Raw genomic sequence first — 16,506 nt, forward strand, 5'->3', positions numbered from 1 at the left:
TTCTTCATAACTTATTTTCTATTGAAAATCAGTGTTTAATTTAATGTAATCTAAAAATTCACGTTTAGTTTCTTTGTTTTTAAATGCTCCACCAAACTCAGCAGTTACTGTACTACTTTCAATATCTTTAATACCTCGTGAGTTAACGCACAAATGTTTAGCATCTATAACACAAGCTACATCTTGAGTTCCTAATGCTTCTTGCATGGCTTGTACTACTTGCATTGTTAAACGCTCTTGTACTTGCGGACGCTTAGCGTAATACTCTACAAGACGATTCATTTTAGATAAACCGATTACTTTACCATTTGAAATATACGCAACGTGAGCTCTACCAATAATTGGTAATAAATGATGCTCACATGTTGAATATACAATAATGTTTTTTTCAACTAACATTTCACCGTACTTGTAAGTATTGTCAAATGTTGATGCCTTTGGTTTGTTTTTTGGGTTTAACCCCATAAACAACTCATTTACGAAAGCCTTGGCAACTCTTTTAGGAGTTCCTTGCATGCTATCGTCTGTTAAATCCATTCCTAAAGTTTCAAGAATTTCTTTAACACTTTCTTGAATTCTTTCTATTTTTTTGTCGTCAGAAATATCGAAAGCATCTGCACGTAAAGGTGTTTTAGCCGACGTAGCAATGTGGTTCTCTCCTATTTCGTCAATTCTATCGTCATTCATTTTGTTGTTGTTCACTTCAAACATTTCTATCTAAAATTAGTAGGGCGCAAATTTACAACATTGTTGGTAATTTACTGCACTTTATTTATCAATTCGTCTAAAGAACAAGTAGTTTGCTCTCCTGTAGACATATTTTTAACAACAAGCGTACCGTTTTCAACAGTGGTCACTACAAACTCAATTTCTCTATTGGTAGCATATTTCCACTGCTTTTTTTGCTGGTTGTTACTGCTTGCCACATCTGGATACATTTCTGACTTTATATTGTTTTGTCTTAATGTTTTTATGGCTTTTATTTTATCTAAACTCTCGTTTTCCTCAAAATTTAAAAACAATACTTTAGGTTTTGGCAATTCTACTGCTTCAAACAATCCTAATTCTTCCATTACCAAGTAAATTCTATCTAATCCAAAAGAAATTCCTACTCCAGAAACATCTTTTAAACCAAAAATACCTGTCAAGTCGTCATAACGACCTCCACCACCAATAGAACCCATTTTTACACCTTCAGGTGCTGCTACTTCATAAATAGCCCCTGTGTAATAGTTCAATCCTCTAGCTAAAGTTACATCTAATTCTAAGCTTGCTGAATCTAGTCCTAAAATTTCTACGTTATCAACTACAGTTCTTAAATCAGCCACTCCTTGTAACCCTTCTTCCGACCCTTGTAACATTGCCTCTAAAGAAGCTAACTTATCTTGATTACTTCCTGAAAAATTAAATAACGGATCAACTTTTTCGATGGCTTCTGCAGAAATTCCTTTCTCCAACATCTCCTTAACTACACCGTCTTTTCCTATTTTATCTAACTTATCTAAAGCCACTGTAAAATCAATCAGTTTGTCTGATGCTCCAATTACCTCAGCTATTCCTGATAAGATTTTTCGGTTGTTGATTTTGATAGTCGTACCTTTTAATCCTAACTTACTAAAAACGGTATCATATAATTGTACAAATTCAACTTCTTGCCATAATGAGGTACTTCCTACTACATCGGCATCACATTGATAAAACTCACGGAAACGTCCTTTTTGTGGTCTATCAGCTCTCCAAACTGGTTGAATTTGGTAGCGTTTAAACGGAAATGTTATTTCGTTTTGGTGTTGTACTACATAACGTGCAAACGGTACGGTTAAGTCGTAACGTAAGGCTTTTTCAGAAATTTTTGATGTCACTTTTTGACTGTCTTTGTCTGCCAATAAGTTTTCATCTACTTTCTTCAAATAATCACCAGAATTCAAAATTTTGAAAATCAAACGATCCCCTTCTTCTCCATATTTTCCCATTAGTGTAGAAGAGTTTTCAAAACTTGGCGTTTCAATAGGTTGAAATCCGAAATTTTCAAACGACTGTTTAATCGTATTAAAAATATAATTTCTCTTAGCTACTTCAGTTGATGAAAAATCTCTTGTTCCTTTTGGGATTCCTGGTTTCATTTTATTGGTTTTTAGTCGTTAGCTCTTAGCCGTTAGTTGCACTAAGTACTAAAGTATATTTTATAATCACGGAATTTTAATTATGAATTAATTGACAATTCGTAATTGTTAACTCGTAATTTGATTTGCATTTTAGCCTGCAAATATCCGAAAAAATATGAAGAATAATGTTATTTAGCGGTCGCTTTATTTTTGTGTTTTAAACGGTAAATTGTAGCGTTTAGCTCAAATCCTAAAAGTAGAATAATGGCGTTTAACCACACGAAAAGCATTAAAACCAGTAAAGTACCTATTGACCCGTATAATTGGTTGTATTGCGCAAACTTAACTACATAAATTCCAAATAAGTAAAAGGTAAACATAGATACTACTGTAGTTAAAATGGCTCCTGGTGAAAAGAATTTCACATCTTTACCTTGTTTGGTTCCGTATCTAAAGAGTAAGGATACAATGGTAAAAATCATTACTAAAAACAAGAAACCTCTTCCGTAGTAAAACAAGTCTAAATCTCCTGTGTTTAACCATCCTATTTTGTGAATTCTTGTTAAGGCTATTTGATAAAAAATAATAAGTGTTACCGTTACGATTAAGAAAAATGACATTAGCAACGATACTGCTAACGAAATAAAATAAGCTCTTAAAACATTTCTCACTTCTGTAACATGGTACGAATATTCAAATCCGCCAAATATTGCATTTACACCATTGGTCATTAAAAAAATAGAGGCTAAAAAACCGAAAGATAATAATCCACCATATTGATTGTTAATAATATCTTTTATCACAAAATCTACCGCTTCAAAGGTTTTTGGTGGTAGTGCTTCTTGCATTAATGAGAGTAGTCCGTCTTGAAATCCATCAATTGGGATGTAAGGAATTAATGTTAAAATGAATAATAAGAATGGAAAGATTGCCATAAAGAAACTAAAAGCAATACCTCCTGCCCTTGTTGTTAATGCTCCTTTTACAATACCTATAACATACATTTCGAGCACATCGTACAAAGACATTCCTTCTAACCCTGGAATTTTAATTTTCTTTCCAAAGGCCACGAGCCAGTTTATTACTGGAATTTTCTCAAGGTTTTCTTCTATCTGTTTAGTCATTTTCTTTTTGGTTGCAAAGTGTTATTGGTTGCTTAGGTTCAAAGATGCTAAGTCTTTTTAGTTTCAAAGTTGAGTAGTGTTACTGTATCAAAGTTGCATAGTTTTTATCGTTTTTCCTTTAGCTTTCTTATTAAACTTGATAGCATTCTTTCTATCTCTCTTGATTCCTCATAAAGTCTGTCAAAAGATTCTTTTGAAATATACTCTAAGTTTGAAGAAATTTCAAGCTGCGTTTGTAATTCAAACAACGAAGCCACTCCAATACCCCCAACCACATTACTCCACCACAATATCATATTTATATAACAATCCTACAATATTCTCATTGGAAAATTTAGCTTTTTTAACCCTATTATTTTCAGGGTCAATCGCAAAATTAGTAGCAGTTGTAAAATCTGCTTTTTCTAAATTCGTCTGATCAAAAATTGCTCCTTTTAAATCACAATCTTTAAAGACACCTCTACTTAAGTCAGCTTCAACAAAATCTACTTCTTGCAAATTACAACTTATAAATTTTGTAGTAGGAATTTTTAATTGGTAAAAAGAAGATACGTTTAGTTGGCAGTTATGAAAGCTCATTTCTAGCAAAAAGTTGTTGCATTCATTAAACTTTACCCCAACCATTTTACAGTTTTCAAAAGTGCAATCTTTAAAAAAAGTGTGGTTTACCACTGTATTGCTAAAATTACAGTTGATAAACTCACACTCTAAAAATTCGATATTAGAAGCATGTACGTTCTCAAAATTGCAATTCTCGAACGTACAGCTATCATATTCTCCTTTGTTGATTTTTGTTAGTCTAAAATCAACTTTTGTGAACGTTTCGTTGTCAAAGAAATCATTCATTTATTGTAATCCTCTCGCTTTTAGCATTGGTTCAGCTTGTGGATCTCTTCCTGCAAAAACTTTATACATTTCTGCATAATCCATCGTGTTTCCTTTCGATAAGATTTGTTCTCTAAACTTCTGACCGTTTTCTCTAGTTAACAATCCGTTGTTTTTAAACCAATCGTACGCATCATGACTTAACATTTCTGTCCATAAATACGAATAGTATCCTGCACCGTATCCTCCGCTAAAAATATGTGCGAAATATGTTGAGCGGTATCTTGGTGGTACCTCATCAATCTTTAACTTCATTTTAGCTAATGCTTTTTCTTCAAACCTAGCTACATCATCAATGTTCGTACCTACTGAAATAGTGTGCCATTGCATATCTAAATTAGAAGATGCTAAGTTTTCAATAATTGAATATCCTTGGTTGAACGTTCCTGCATCTTTAATTTTTTGTAATAATGCATCAGGAATTACTTCTCCTGTTTTATAATGCAACGCATAGTTGTTTAATACCTCTGGATGTGTTGCCCAGTTTTCGTTAAACTGCGACGGGAACTCTACAAAATCTCTTGCAGTACTTGTTCCTGAAATTGATGCATATTTTTGATTTCCGAATAAACCGTGTAACGCATGTCCGAACTCATGGAAGGTAGTTTCTACATTATCAAAACTGATTAATGCTGGTTCTCCTTCTGCTGGTTTAGGATAGTTACAAACGTTGTAAATTACTGGCTTTTGTCCTCTTAATTTAGATTGTTTTACAAAAGCACTCATCCACGCTCCTCCTCTTTTACTGTCTCTTGCAAAGAAATCTCCGTAGAACAATCCTAACTTACTACCATCTTCTTCAAAGATTTCATACACTACTACATCTGGGTGATAGGTAGGAATATCGGTACGCTTTTTAAAGGTGATTCCGTATAATTTTGTTGCAGCATAAAACACTCCTTTTTCTAACACGTTGGTTAACTCAAAGTATGGTTTTACCTCATCTTCATTTAAGTTGTATTTAGACTTACGTACTTTTTCAGCAAAATGATTCCAATCGTATGGTGCTAAAGTAAAGTCGTTTCCTTCTTTGTTGATTTCTGCCTGAATTTCTTTCGTTTCAGCAGCTACTTTTGATAACGACCCTGGAATTAATCCGTTGAACATTTCAAATACTTTATCTGGTGTAGATGCCATTGTTCCTTGTAAGCTCCAACTAGCAAAATTGTCAAAACCTAAAATCTGTGCTTTCTTAGCACGTAACAAAGCCATTTTCTTTACCAAGTCGCTTGTATCATAATCGCCAGCATCTGTTCTGTGAATAGATTTTTCAAACAATTCTTTTCGAACTTCTCTATTTTCTAAAGTTTGTAATAAAGGTTGTTGTGTGGTATTAATTAGTTGGATTTCGTACTTACCGTCTTTCTCTAAACCTTTAATTGTTTCTTCTGAAAGTCCTTTTAACTGTTCTTTATCTGTAACCGTTAAACCTCCTTTTTTGCTAGCATCTAATAACTTTTTTCCGAAGTCGTTAGATAAACTTGCTAATTCTGCATTGATTTCTTTTAACTCGTTTTTCTTTTCTTCAGATAAGTTAGCTCCTGCTTTTACAAACTTTTTATACTGTTCTTTAACCAAGTGTTTAGACTCTGCATCCAACTCTAAGTTATCTAAATTATCGTGTACCGCTTTTATTTTTTCAAACAACTTGGTGTTTAATAAAATTTCATCGTTGTGCTTAGAAAACTTTGGAGCTAATTCTTTTTGATTGTCTTTAATCGTATCGTTAGTATGTGCTCCTGCTAAAGCGTAAAAAACCGCCTCAACATTATCTAACGTTTTACTACTTTCTTCAAAAGCTATACTAGTGTTTTCAAATGTTGGCGCTTCTGTATTTGCTATAATTTTAGCAATTTCTTCATTTTGAACTTCCATACCTTTTAAAATTGCAGGCATAAAATGTTCGTTCTTTATTTTAGTAAAATCAGGTGCACCATAAGGTAAACTGCTTTTTACTAATAATGGGTTTTCTACCATGTTTGAAGTGGTTTCTTTTTTTGTTTGCTCTGTTTTACACGACATAGCTACTACTAGCGTTGCTATGAGTAATAGTTGTTTTTTCATGATGTAGTAAGTTATATTAATCGACTGCTTTTAAGCTTAAATCCATATTATATACTGAATGTGTTAAGGCTCCAGACGAAATAAAATCAACCCCACATTCTGCGTATTCTCTAATAGTCTTTTCGTTGATTCCTCCAGAAGATTCTGTTAAACATGTATCTCCTATCACTGCTACCGCCTTTCGGGTATCTTCATAGTTAAAATTATCTATCAAAATTCTATACACCCCTTCGTTTTGTAAAATTTCTTCAATTTCTTCTAAACTGCGTGCTTCCACAATAATTTTAATATCTAGTCCTTTTTCTGCTAGGTATTTCTTAGTTTTGGTTATTGCTTGTGTAATTCCACCTGCAAAATCAATATGATTGTCTTTAATCATTACCATATCGTATAAGGCAAATCGATGGTTTTCTCCACCTCCTATTTTTACTGCCCATTTTTCTAAAGCACGGATTCCTGGTGTTGTTTTACGAGTGTCTAACACCTTTGTTTTGGTTCCTTCTAACAGGTCTGCAAAAAACTTGGTTTTGGTTGCAATCGCACTCATACGTTGCATTGCGTTTAGTACCAAACGTTCTGCCATTAATATAGATTGTGATTTTCCTGATACGTAAAAAACAATATCTCCGTACTTTACGGGTGCTCCATCATTAATCAACGTTTCAACTTTTAAATCGGCATCTACATAGTTAAACACCATTTTAGCAAACGCTACCCCTGCAATTACTCCTTCGTCTTTTACTAATAATTTAGCTTTTCCTGTTGCATCGACAGGAATACATGATAATGAGGTATGATCGCCATCTCCTATATCTTCTCTAATAGCATTGGCTATAATTAAATCTAACTCTTTATTAAATTGTTCTTGTGAAATCATAGTTTTGAATTGTTGAGGTAAAAATACAATTATTTTTAGTTCTCTGTTTTGAGTTTACTGCTTATTGTTGTGTAATTTTTACCTTTCTTTACTAACAAAATTCTAAACCTGTTACAGGTTGTTTTTCATTTTCTACTACTTTATGTGTTTGGTATTTGTTTAGTGTATTATTTTATATATGATACATTGTACTTTTTGATAAGTTTTTGTCAATTCGAGTGAATTTTACGATTGAAATGAGTAAAATTTGTATCGAGAAAAAGAGTTATAGCGTTTAAATTAGTTCTCGATAGTTCTACTGAGCGAAGTCAGCGTACGATTTTCGTACCTCAAAATCACTCGAACTGACAGGTTTCCTATATTCTTGTTTCAAAAGGCACAACAAGTTTAATCTATTCGTTTTCTTTGCTTGTCCAAAGAAAAGAATCAAAAGAAAAGACACTTTTTCTTAGGAATTTTTCAGTTTTCACTGAAAACCATTTATCAAACTTTGCGTTGTTTTTTAAACAAAAAAACAACTGAATTTCAAAGCTTTGACTGCATTATTCTTGAGAAAAAGAGTTATAACACTTAAATTAGTTCTCGATATTATTTTTCGTACCTCAAAATCACTCGAACTGACAGTTTCTTATATTCTTGTTTCTAAAGGCGTCAACTGGTTTGACACTCTTGATTTATTTTCTTGCTTTTACGACTGTTTTTTACTCCTTCTTGTTTGTTTTTTATATTTTGCTATCTAAATACTAACCGAATTTTAAAACTTACGTGTTGTAAAGATTAAGAAATTTTCTTTCAACTTATAACTACTCTTATATCATGGCTATAAACTATCCTTTTGGTCTTCCGTTAAAACATAATTTTGCTGAGTTTGTACACTACAACGGTTTATTTCTTCCGCATGAAACTGATAGAATTTTGAATTTATGGGATGAAAATAAAAAAATTAAGGCTACGCTTAGCGGAGCGGACACTTATGATGATGAGCTTAGAAAAAGCGATGTGATGTTTATTGATAATACTCCTGAAAACGAATGGATTTACAACCGATTAGCTGGTTTGGCTATTAAGTGTAATAACGAACGGTATTGGTTTGATTTATTGGGGTTTCATAACTGTTTGCAATTGGCTAGCTATACTGAGGGTGATTTTTTTGATTGGCATTTGGATTTTGGTGCGGGTGAAATTTCTGATAGAAAGTTGAGTATTTCCATGCAGTTATCTGACCCCGATGAGTATGAGGGTGGTGATTTACAGTTTATGCTAAATCAGAAAATTGTAAGTGCTCCTAGAGAGAAAGGTACCATCATTGTTTTTCCTTCTTTTATGATGCACCGTGTTACTCCTATTACCAAAGGGGTTCGTAAGTCTATTGTGGGTTGGGTTGCAGGACCTCCGTATAGGTAATTTTTTAGTCGCTAGTTGTTAGTTGTTAGTGCTTAGTTGTTAAGAGTTAGCAGTTTATTTCTATATGAAGTTCTTATGATGTTACGGCAGTTACCTTTGATAAAAAGGTCTGCACCGTAGTGTTAACGGAGTATGCCGTGATATCAGCGACCCGTGCCGTAGTATCTGCGGAGCATGCCGTGATATTAGCGACCCGTGCCGTGGTGTCTGCGGAGCATGCCGTGATATTAGCGACCCGTGCCGTAGTGTCTTCGGAGCACGCCGTGATATTAGCGACCCGTGCCGTAGTGTTAGCGGAGTATGCCGTAATATCAGCGACCCATGCCGTGATATTAGCGACCCGTGCCGTGGTGTCAGCGACCCATGCCGTGATATTAGCGACCCGTGCCGTGGTATCAGCGACCCGTGCCGTGGTATCAGCGACCCGTGCCGTGGTGTCAGCGACCCGCGCCGTGGTGTCAGCGACCCATGCCGTGGTATCAGCGACCCGTGCCGTAGTGTCAGCGACCCATGCCGTGATATTAGCGACCCATGCCGTGATATCAGCGACCCATGCCGTGGTATCAGCGACCCATGCCGTGATATTAGCGACCTTTACAGCTACATTTGAAGTCGTTAATGACACCTAAAACTACTTTTATTACTTAAATAATTGAGCTTATGGGATTCCGTAAGAATGTATGCTCGCTTTGTATTAGGTTCGCAGGGATATAAACATAGAATACAATCATAAACCTACCAAAATGGTTGTATAACGATGTATTATATATCTATATAAACAAGTTGTACTGCATTAAAAAACAAACTTTATGAATAAAAAATATCCAAGAGGTTCTGAATGGAGAAAATGGGATTTACACGTACATACACCAGCATCTATTTACCACAGATATGGCCCAGACACAGAAGCTACTTGGGAGAATTATATGAAAGATATAGAAAATCTTCCTTCTGACTTTTCGGTATTAGGTATTAACGACTATTTCTTTATTGATGGATATAAGAAATTAGTTGAGGAAAGGATTTCAAATAACAGATTAAGTAACATAGATTTAATCCTACCAGTAGTAGAGTTTAGAATAGACAAATTTGCAGGAATCGACTTCGGCAAATTAAAAAGAATCAATTTGCACGTAATTTTTTCGAATGACTTGCCAATCGAGACAATAAAAAGTCAATTTCTTCAAACTCTAGAGCAGAGTTATTCTCTTGAATCTGGTGAGCAATGGACAAGAGCAATAACTAGAGAAAGTGTAGAAGAATTAGGAGCTAAAATAAAAAGCGGAGTTCCAGCGGAACAATTATCAAAATACGGAACTGATTTAGAGGAAGGATTTAATAATCTCAATGTTAGAGAAGATAAAATTTTTGAAGCTCTACAGAAGGACTGCTTTAAGGATAAATATATTGTAGCCATTGGTAAAACTGAATGGGCAGAATTAAAATGGACTGATGCTTCCATTGCCACAAAAAAATCAGTCATAAATAAAGCTGACATTGTGTTTACAGCATCAGAATCCATAGAGGCTTTCGACAAAGCAAAAGAACAACTAACAGCACAAAAAGTAAATGACTTACTTCTTGATTGTAGTGATTCCCATTATCTATCTTCCGCTACCGACAAAGACAGAATCGGAAATTGTTTTACTTGGATTAAAGCTGACCCAACTTTTGAAGGTCTTATCCAAATACTTTATGAGCCTGAAGAAAGAATTAGTATTTCTGATAACAATCCAAATCTCGAATTTGATAAACCATTTTTTTCTGAAATATCAATAAGTGATAAACTAAATATTTTCAAAGAAGAAGATGATATTCATTTTTCAAAGAATGAGAGAATTCCATTAAATCAAAACCTTGTAGCAATAATTGGTGGTCGTGGAGAAGGTAAAAGTATGTTAACAGATTATTTAGCAAGCAGTTTTATTGGTCAAGAACATTCAAAAGAAGGTGTTTTTAATAAAAATGGGGCTTTAAAATTATCTTACCAAAAATCAAATCAAACAGAAACTGACTTTATTGAATTTGAGTTAACAGAGGAAAAGAAAGCTATTGATTTCATCTACATAAATCAAGGAAGACTCAAAAACCTTGTTGAAAAAAAAGATAAACAGTTTCAACTTGCAAACTCAATTAGAAGATTAGCAAAGTTGAAACAACCAGAATTTAGTAGTGATTTAGATAAAAATATTCGTGAATTGATTAACGAGTTCCACGAATTACAAAAATTCTTTTCTGTACAAGATGATGAAGGAAATTTTATAAATTCAAAAGAATTTTTAGAAGCTCAAGAAAAGTCAATTAATGATTTCATTAGTAACATAACAACTAGCGAAAATAAAGATAAGCTAGAAAAGTATTCAGAGAATTTACGATTAAGAAATAATCTCAACTCTAAATTAAAAGAGCTTTCTGAATTGGAAAGTGAAATAAAAAGCTCAATTGAAAAGCTCAATGCGAAAATTAATTTAACGAATGGAGATTTAGATAAAATCTCTAAAATTGAGCTTTCTGCTCTTAAGAAACAATTTGATGAAATCATTGAATGGAAAGCAGAAATAGAGAAAAAAATAGCTGAAATATCTAAAACAATTTTAGAAGTAAAAGAAGAATTCAAAGACTACAAAGGTGATTTGACAACTCTTTTAAATGATATTGACAAGTTTCAAAAAAGCTTATCTGAAATACGTGAAAAAATATCGGATTCTAAAATTAAGAAAGAGAGACTTGACAAATTACAGTCAATAATTTTTGAATCTTCAGACGTGGAAATTTCCCTAATCGATAAAATAAAGAAAGATTATGAAAAACAAGTCAAAGAACTAATTAGCAGTTGGGATGATTTTAAGGATGTGGATTCTAAAGATTCTTTAAATCCTTCACAAAAATCAATAATGAAAAATCTATTAACTGACCTAGAAATTGAAGTCAAAATAGACTTTGATATTGAAAAATTCTATGATGAAATATACCATTGTATTGATGGAGCAAAATGGAGAATAAAAGGAAATAGAGAAGCTCAAAAGAACTCATTTGAAGTCAAAGATTTGGACTCGTATTTTGAGTTTCTAAAAAATAAATATTTAGAGTTTTATATTAGTGATGGGATTCATAGCAAAACTTTAAAATCTAAACTTTTCTTTGAATCTGAAAGACAAAAATATCTCAAGGTATTTCCTATTTTAAAGTATAAAGGAAAAGACTTGAATAAAATATCAGTTGGGCAAAAAGGAACTGTTTATCTAAAAATGATGCTTGCAACAGAAGCTTTTTCTAAACCCATAATTTTTGACCAACCAGAAGATGATTTAGATAATGAATTCATAATGCAAAATTTAATATCACTTTTCAAGGAACTAAAACAATATAGACAAGTAATAATTGTAACTCATAATGCAAATTTAGTAGTCAACGCAGATGCCGAACAGGTTATTGTTGCTTCGAATAAAGATGGTAACCTTGAATATTCTAGTGGTAGTTTAGAAGATAATGAGATAAACTCGAAAATATGTCAAATTCTCGAAGGTGGAGAAATAGCTTTTGAAAAAAGACGTAGGAAATATCAAAAAATCGGATAGAAATAACGCAGTACAACAAAGAACTGAGGCAAAAAACAAGTAAATTTTATACTTTTTTAAACCAACGTGCTTTTATAATTTGCGTCATACGATAAACCACTTTTTACTATGGCAAAAGCTTGTTTTAGTAGCTTATTACATACCGCTATTAAAGCAAGTTTTTTTACACTGAAACCATCCTTTTAAGAGTTTATAAAACATTCGTAATTTTGCCGTATGAAAATAAAATTACTCGCCATAGGTAAAACTGACAATAAGCAGTTACAGCAATTAATTGACGAATACCAAAACCGATTAAAACATTACGTAAAATTTGAGTTGGAAGTAATACCAGATATTAAAAACGTTAAAAACCTAAGCGAGGCGCAACAAAAAGAAAAAGAAGGCGAGTTGATTTTATCTAAACTACAACCTACTGATCAGCTAGTTTTATTAGACGATAAAGGAAAGCAACATACTTCCGTAGAGTTTTCACAATACTTACAAAAGAAGATGAACTCTGGTATTAAGCAACTGGTGTTGGTTATTGGAGGACCTTATGGTTTTTCTGAAGCTGTATACAATAAAGCACAAGGAAAGTTATCGCTCTCTAAAATGACGTTTTCTCACCAAATGATTCGTTTATTTATAGTTGAGCAAGTGTATCGTGGTTTTACTATTCTTAGAAACGAGCCTTATCATCACGAGTAAAAACTCTAAAACTTTTATTTACATCAAATTTTATGTGAGTCAAAACATTATGCTTTTAATTTCCAGAAAAGCATAGTAAAAAACCTGTTAAAAAGTTATTTTATTTTTGCATTTAGCCATACTTTTGCGCCCCGAAAAATAAAACTTATATAACATAAAATAAATATGAAAACACTAAGATTCTTAGCTACTTTAACTTTTTTTATATCCTTTACTTGCTTACAACAAGTAACTGCTCAAAATGACATTAAAACGTTAAAGATTCAGGTAAAAAACAAAAAAAATCAAATTAGCGCTAATGAAGAAATCTTAATTAGTGGTGTTGATGCTTTAAAGCGTGTAAAAGGAAATTTAGAGCGTTTTAAGAAAAGTAAAAAAGCTACAAAACAGGAAGTAGAAAGAAAAGAAAAAATTGCTGCAAACATGCAACAAAGATTAAGTAAGCTAAACAATCAAATTGATTTGCATAAAAAAGATTTGGCTTCTTTAGAAAGAAAGTTAGCTAGAAAACTAAAGAAAGAAGAATCTTCAAAAAAAGAAGAGTCTTCGAAAAAAGCTGACAATACCGAGGTGGTATATGAAGACAGTATTAGTGCTGAACAAAAAGAAATTATTTTACAAAAACAAAAACTTGAAGAGGCTCGTAAAAAATTAGATGATGAAAGAAAAGCTAGAGAGCTTGCTTACTTAAAAGAACAAGAGGCTTTACGTTTAGAAGAAGAAAAACTGAAGCAATTAAGCAATCAAATTAAAGTTAAAGAGAAAAACATTAGTAAAGAGAAAAACACTTTAATTAGTGATCTTGAAGATGATATTAGCATTAATGAAGAGATTTTAATTAGTGGTAAAGAAGGTTTAGCTAAAATGAAGTCTAAATTAGAAGAGGCTAAAAAAGATGCTTCTACTTCTAAAGAAAGTATTGAAAGAAAAGAGGCTATTATTAGTAAGATTGAAAATCGCCTGTTAAAAATTCAAAATGAAATTGATGCTAAAAAACAAGAATTAGCAACTATAAAAGGGTAAAACTTTTTTCTCATAAACAAAAAACTCCAAGGATAACCTTGGAGTTTTTTTATTGTTTTTATGCTGTTGCTTTGGTTTTTCTAAACATTAACCAAAAACCTATTAACACTAACGGAATACTTAATACTTGCCCCGTATTTAGTGTGTTAAACACCCAGTCTTCTCGTCCATCTACTTGCGCTTCTTTTAAGAACTCTATTACAAAACGTAACGACCATAGTACTACCATAAACAACCCGAATAAGAAGCCTGTTTGGTTTTTCTTGTCTGTTTTCCAATAGAAATGCCATAATGCAAAAAATAAAACTAAATAACTTAACGCTTCATATAACTGAGTTGGATGACGTGGCACGGTTTCTCCTGCTCTTTTAAAAATTACCCCAAAACTACTTCCTGTTGGCTTTCCGTATATTTCTGAGTTAAAAAAGTTTCCAAAGCGAATAAAAAATCCTGCTAAGGCTACCATGATTCCTAATCTATCTAAGATAAATAACCATGGTTTTTGTAAGTGCTTTTTAGCATAAAAGTACATCGCAATAGGAATTCCAATCGCCGCTCCGTGACTTGCGAATCCTGTAAACCCTGTAAATTTCCATCCATCTAACAATCCGAATAAAGCCGAAGCTCCTTCTTGTTTTTTAAATGGTAATATGATTTCCAATAAATGGTTTTGATAATAATCCCAACTGTAAAAGAAAACATCTCCTAAACGCATTCCTACCAACATAGAAACGAATACGTACATAAATAACGGGTCTAGTTTTTCAACAGAAATGTTATCATTGGTGTAAATCTTTTTCATTAATCGAAGTCCTAAAATAAACGCCGCTACAAACATTAAACTGTACCAACGGATACCAAAACCTCCTAAATTTATTATTTCTGGGTTCCAATCCCACACTATGGATAAAAAATTCATTTACTTTAATTTAGTTTTAGTGTCATTGCGAACCTTTCGGCTGTCGCTAAAGACAAGTTAAAATGAAATAATCTTAAGATTACTTCTTAATAAACTCCTCAATGACAATTATTATTTTTCTTTTTTCTCTGGAACAGGGTCGTAACCACTTCCTCCCCATGGGTGACAACTAAAAATTCTTTTTAATGCCAACCAACCACCATAAAACAATCCATGTTTTTGCAACGCTTCAATGGTGTAGCTTGAACACGTTGGTGAATATCTACATGTTGCTGGTGTAAACGGAGATATGGCTGTTTGATAAAATCGAACTAGTAATATAAACGGATATGTTAGTATTTTTTTCAATTAGTTAACTGTAAACGTTGTTCCTTCTCTACCGTCTTTTAATTGAATCCCTAATTCCAGTAATCTATCACGAATTTCATCAGACAATGCCCAATCTTTATTTTCACGTGCTTCTTTACGCATGCTAATTAACATATCCACTACTCCGCTTAACTTATCAGAATTATTTCCTTCTGAAGTTTCATTCATTAGTCCTAATACATCAAAAACAAACGCGTTGATTGTATTTTTAAACACGTCTAAGTCATCGGTAGTTAAACTTGCCTTTCCTTCTTTTATTTGATTGATAACTTTTACTGCTTCAAATAAATGTGCTATTAAAATTGGCGTATTAAAATCATCATTCATAGCATCGTAGCAATCTTGTCTCCATTTTTGAACATCAAATGAAGAAGTAGCACCTGCTTCAATTTTATCTAAGAAATCTACAGCTTCCATCAACTTTGCATGCCCTTTTTCAGCAGCTTCTAACGCTTCTCCAGAAAAATCTAAAATGCTTCTATAGTTCGCTTGCATATTAAAAAAGCGAACCACACTTGCAGAAAATGCTTTTCCTAAGATATCGTTTTCACCAGTTAAAATTTCGTTTGGTAAAATAAAGTTCCCTGTTGATTTAGCCATTTTTTGACTGTTCAACAACAACATATTGGTGTGCATCCAGTAGTTTACTGGCTGTACTCCAGAACAGGTATGCGATTGAGCTATTTCACACTCATGATGCGGGAATTTTAAATCCATTCCTCCACCATGAATATCAAATTGTTCACCTAAGTACTTTGTACTCATTACTGAACATTCTAAATGCCAACCAGGGAAACCATCACTCCAAGGTGAAGGCCAACGCATGATATGACGATCATCGGCTTTCTTCCAAAGTGCAAAATCTTGTGGGTTTCTCTTATCTGATTGTCCGTCTAACGCTCTAGTATTATGAATAGCATCTTCTATTTTTCTACCAGAAAGAATTCCGTAGTTACCAGTTTCGTTATATTTTAATACATCAAAATAAACTGAACCGTTTACTTCATAGGCAAAGCCTTTATCCATGATTTCTTTAATCATTTCAATCTGCTCTACGATATGACCCGTTGCAGTAGGCTCTATACTTGGTGATAAAAAGTTGTAATTATTTAATACATTATGGAAATCAACTGTATAACGTTGCACTACTTCCATCGGTTCAATTTCCTCTAGTCGTGCTTTTTTTGCAATTCTGTCTTCACCTTCATCAGCATCGTTTTCTAAGTGACCTGCATCAGTAATATTACGTACATAGCGTACTTTATACCCTAAGTGTAATAAATAACGATACACCACATCAAAAAACATAAAAGTTCTTACGTTTCCTAAATGGGCGTTGCTATATACTGTAGGACCACACACATACATACCTATGCGTCCTTCAATTACTGGTTTAAAAAGCTCTTTTGATTTGGTTAAAGAGTTATATATTTTAAGTTGATTTTCTTTGTATAATTCCATAGTAAAA

At 33.0% G+C, this 16,506-nt stretch carries 14 protein-coding genes and 1 pseudogene; 4 read left to right on the forward strand and 11 right to left on the reverse strand.

Annotated elements, in window-relative coordinates; genetic code table 11:
• Window positions 1-18: 18 nt before the first annotated feature.
• The 7 genes from folE to nadC form a co-directional block, all read right to left on the reverse strand.
• Complete coding sequence (gene folE / locus Q4517_RS04315; RefSeq protein ID WP_408034049.1) at window positions 19-687, reverse strand: GTP cyclohydrolase I FolE; 669 nt, start codon at window positions 685-687, stop codon at window positions 19-21.
• Between the two features lie 71 nt (window positions 688-758).
• The gene (gene hisS / locus Q4517_RS04320; protein WP_303506621.1) at window positions 759-2,123 is read right to left on the reverse strand and encodes a histidine--tRNA ligase; all 1,365 of its coding nucleotides are present in this window, start codon (window positions 2,121-2,123) and stop codon (window positions 759-761) included.
• Between the two features lie 170 nt (window positions 2,124-2,293).
• On the reverse strand, window positions 2,294-3,229 hold the full coding sequence (locus Q4517_RS04325) for a YihY/virulence factor BrkB family protein (protein ID WP_303506623.1): 936 nt from the start codon (window positions 3,227-3,229) through the stop codon (window positions 2,294-2,296).
• 104 nt (window positions 3,230-3,333) lie between these two features.
• Window positions 3,334-3,525: a four helix bundle protein gene (locus Q4517_RS04330; RefSeq protein WP_303506625.1), complete on the reverse strand. Its 192-nt coding sequence runs from the start codon at window positions 3,523-3,525 to the stop codon at window positions 3,334-3,336.
• Entirely contained in the window at window positions 3,506-4,075 is a 570-nt protein-coding gene (locus Q4517_RS04335) for a pentapeptide repeat-containing protein (RefSeq protein ID WP_303506627.1), read from the reverse strand. The genes Q4517_RS04330 and Q4517_RS04335 overlap by 20 nt, the downstream gene beginning before the upstream one ends.
• Entirely contained in the window at window positions 4,076-6,178 is a 2,103-nt protein-coding gene (locus Q4517_RS04340) for a M3 family metallopeptidase (protein ID WP_303506629.1), read from the reverse strand.
• Between the two features lie 16 nt (window positions 6,179-6,194).
• Window positions 6,195-7,055 (reverse strand): carboxylating nicotinate-nucleotide diphosphorylase, encoded by an 861-nt coding sequence (gene nadC, locus Q4517_RS04345; protein WP_303506631.1) that lies wholly within the window; start codon window positions 7,053-7,055, stop codon window positions 6,195-6,197.
• 816 nt (window positions 7,056-7,871) lie between these two features.
• On the opposite strand from nadC, the gene Q4517_RS04350 reads away from it, so the two are divergent.
• Both Q4517_RS04350 and Q4517_RS04355 read left to right on the forward strand, forming a co-directional pair.
• Window positions 7,872-8,459, forward strand: a complete 588-nt coding sequence (locus tag Q4517_RS04350; protein WP_303506633.1) for a 2OG-Fe(II) oxygenase — start codon at window positions 7,872-7,874, stop codon at window positions 8,457-8,459.
• 809 nt (window positions 8,460-9,268) lie between these two features.
• The gene (locus tag Q4517_RS04355) at window positions 9,269-12,037 is read left to right on the forward strand and encodes a TrlF family AAA-like ATPase (protein ID WP_303506635.1); all 2,769 of its coding nucleotides are present in this window, start codon (window positions 9,269-9,271) and stop codon (window positions 12,035-12,037) included.
• Window positions 12,038-12,093: 56 nt separating this feature from the next.
• Here Q4517_RS04355 and Q4517_RS04360 read toward each other — a convergent pair.
• Window positions 12,094-12,201, reverse strand: a pseudogene (locus Q4517_RS04360) (IS110 family transposase); the annotation flags it as partial.
• Between the two features lie 52 nt (window positions 12,202-12,253).
• On the opposite strand from Q4517_RS04360, the gene rlmH reads away from it, so the two are divergent.
• Window positions 12,254-12,727, forward strand: a complete 474-nt coding sequence (rlmH, locus tag Q4517_RS04365; RefSeq protein WP_303506637.1) for a 23S rRNA (pseudouridine(1915)-N(3))-methyltransferase RlmH — start codon at window positions 12,254-12,256, stop codon at window positions 12,725-12,727.
• Between the two features lie 165 nt (window positions 12,728-12,892).
• On the forward strand, window positions 12,893-13,750 hold the full coding sequence (locus Q4517_RS04370) for a hypothetical protein (RefSeq protein ID WP_303506639.1): 858 nt from the start codon (window positions 12,893-12,895) through the stop codon (window positions 13,748-13,750).
• Between the two features lie 58 nt (window positions 13,751-13,808).
• Here Q4517_RS04370 and lgt read toward each other — a convergent pair whose 3' ends face one another.
• From lgt to cysS, 3 genes are all read right to left on the reverse strand, one after another.
• A complete protein-coding gene (lgt, locus tag Q4517_RS04375; protein WP_303506641.1) occupies window positions 13,809-14,669 on the reverse strand; it encodes a prolipoprotein diacylglyceryl transferase in 861 nt (286 codons plus the stop codon).
• 111 nt (window positions 14,670-14,780) lie between these two features.
• Complete coding sequence (gene yidD, locus Q4517_RS04380; RefSeq protein ID WP_073181389.1) at window positions 14,781-15,017, reverse strand: membrane protein insertion efficiency factor YidD; 237 nt, start codon at window positions 15,015-15,017, stop codon at window positions 14,781-14,783.
• Window positions 15,018-16,499, reverse strand: a complete 1,482-nt coding sequence (gene cysS, locus Q4517_RS04385; RefSeq protein ID WP_303506645.1) for a cysteine--tRNA ligase — start codon at window positions 16,497-16,499, stop codon at window positions 15,018-15,020.
• Window positions 16,500-16,506 lie beyond the last annotated feature (7 nt).

Source organism: Tenacibaculum sp. 1_MG-2023, assembly GCF_030547425.1.
In the GTDB taxonomy this organism is placed as follows: domain Bacteria; phylum Bacteroidota; class Bacteroidia; order Flavobacteriales; family Flavobacteriaceae; genus Polaribacter.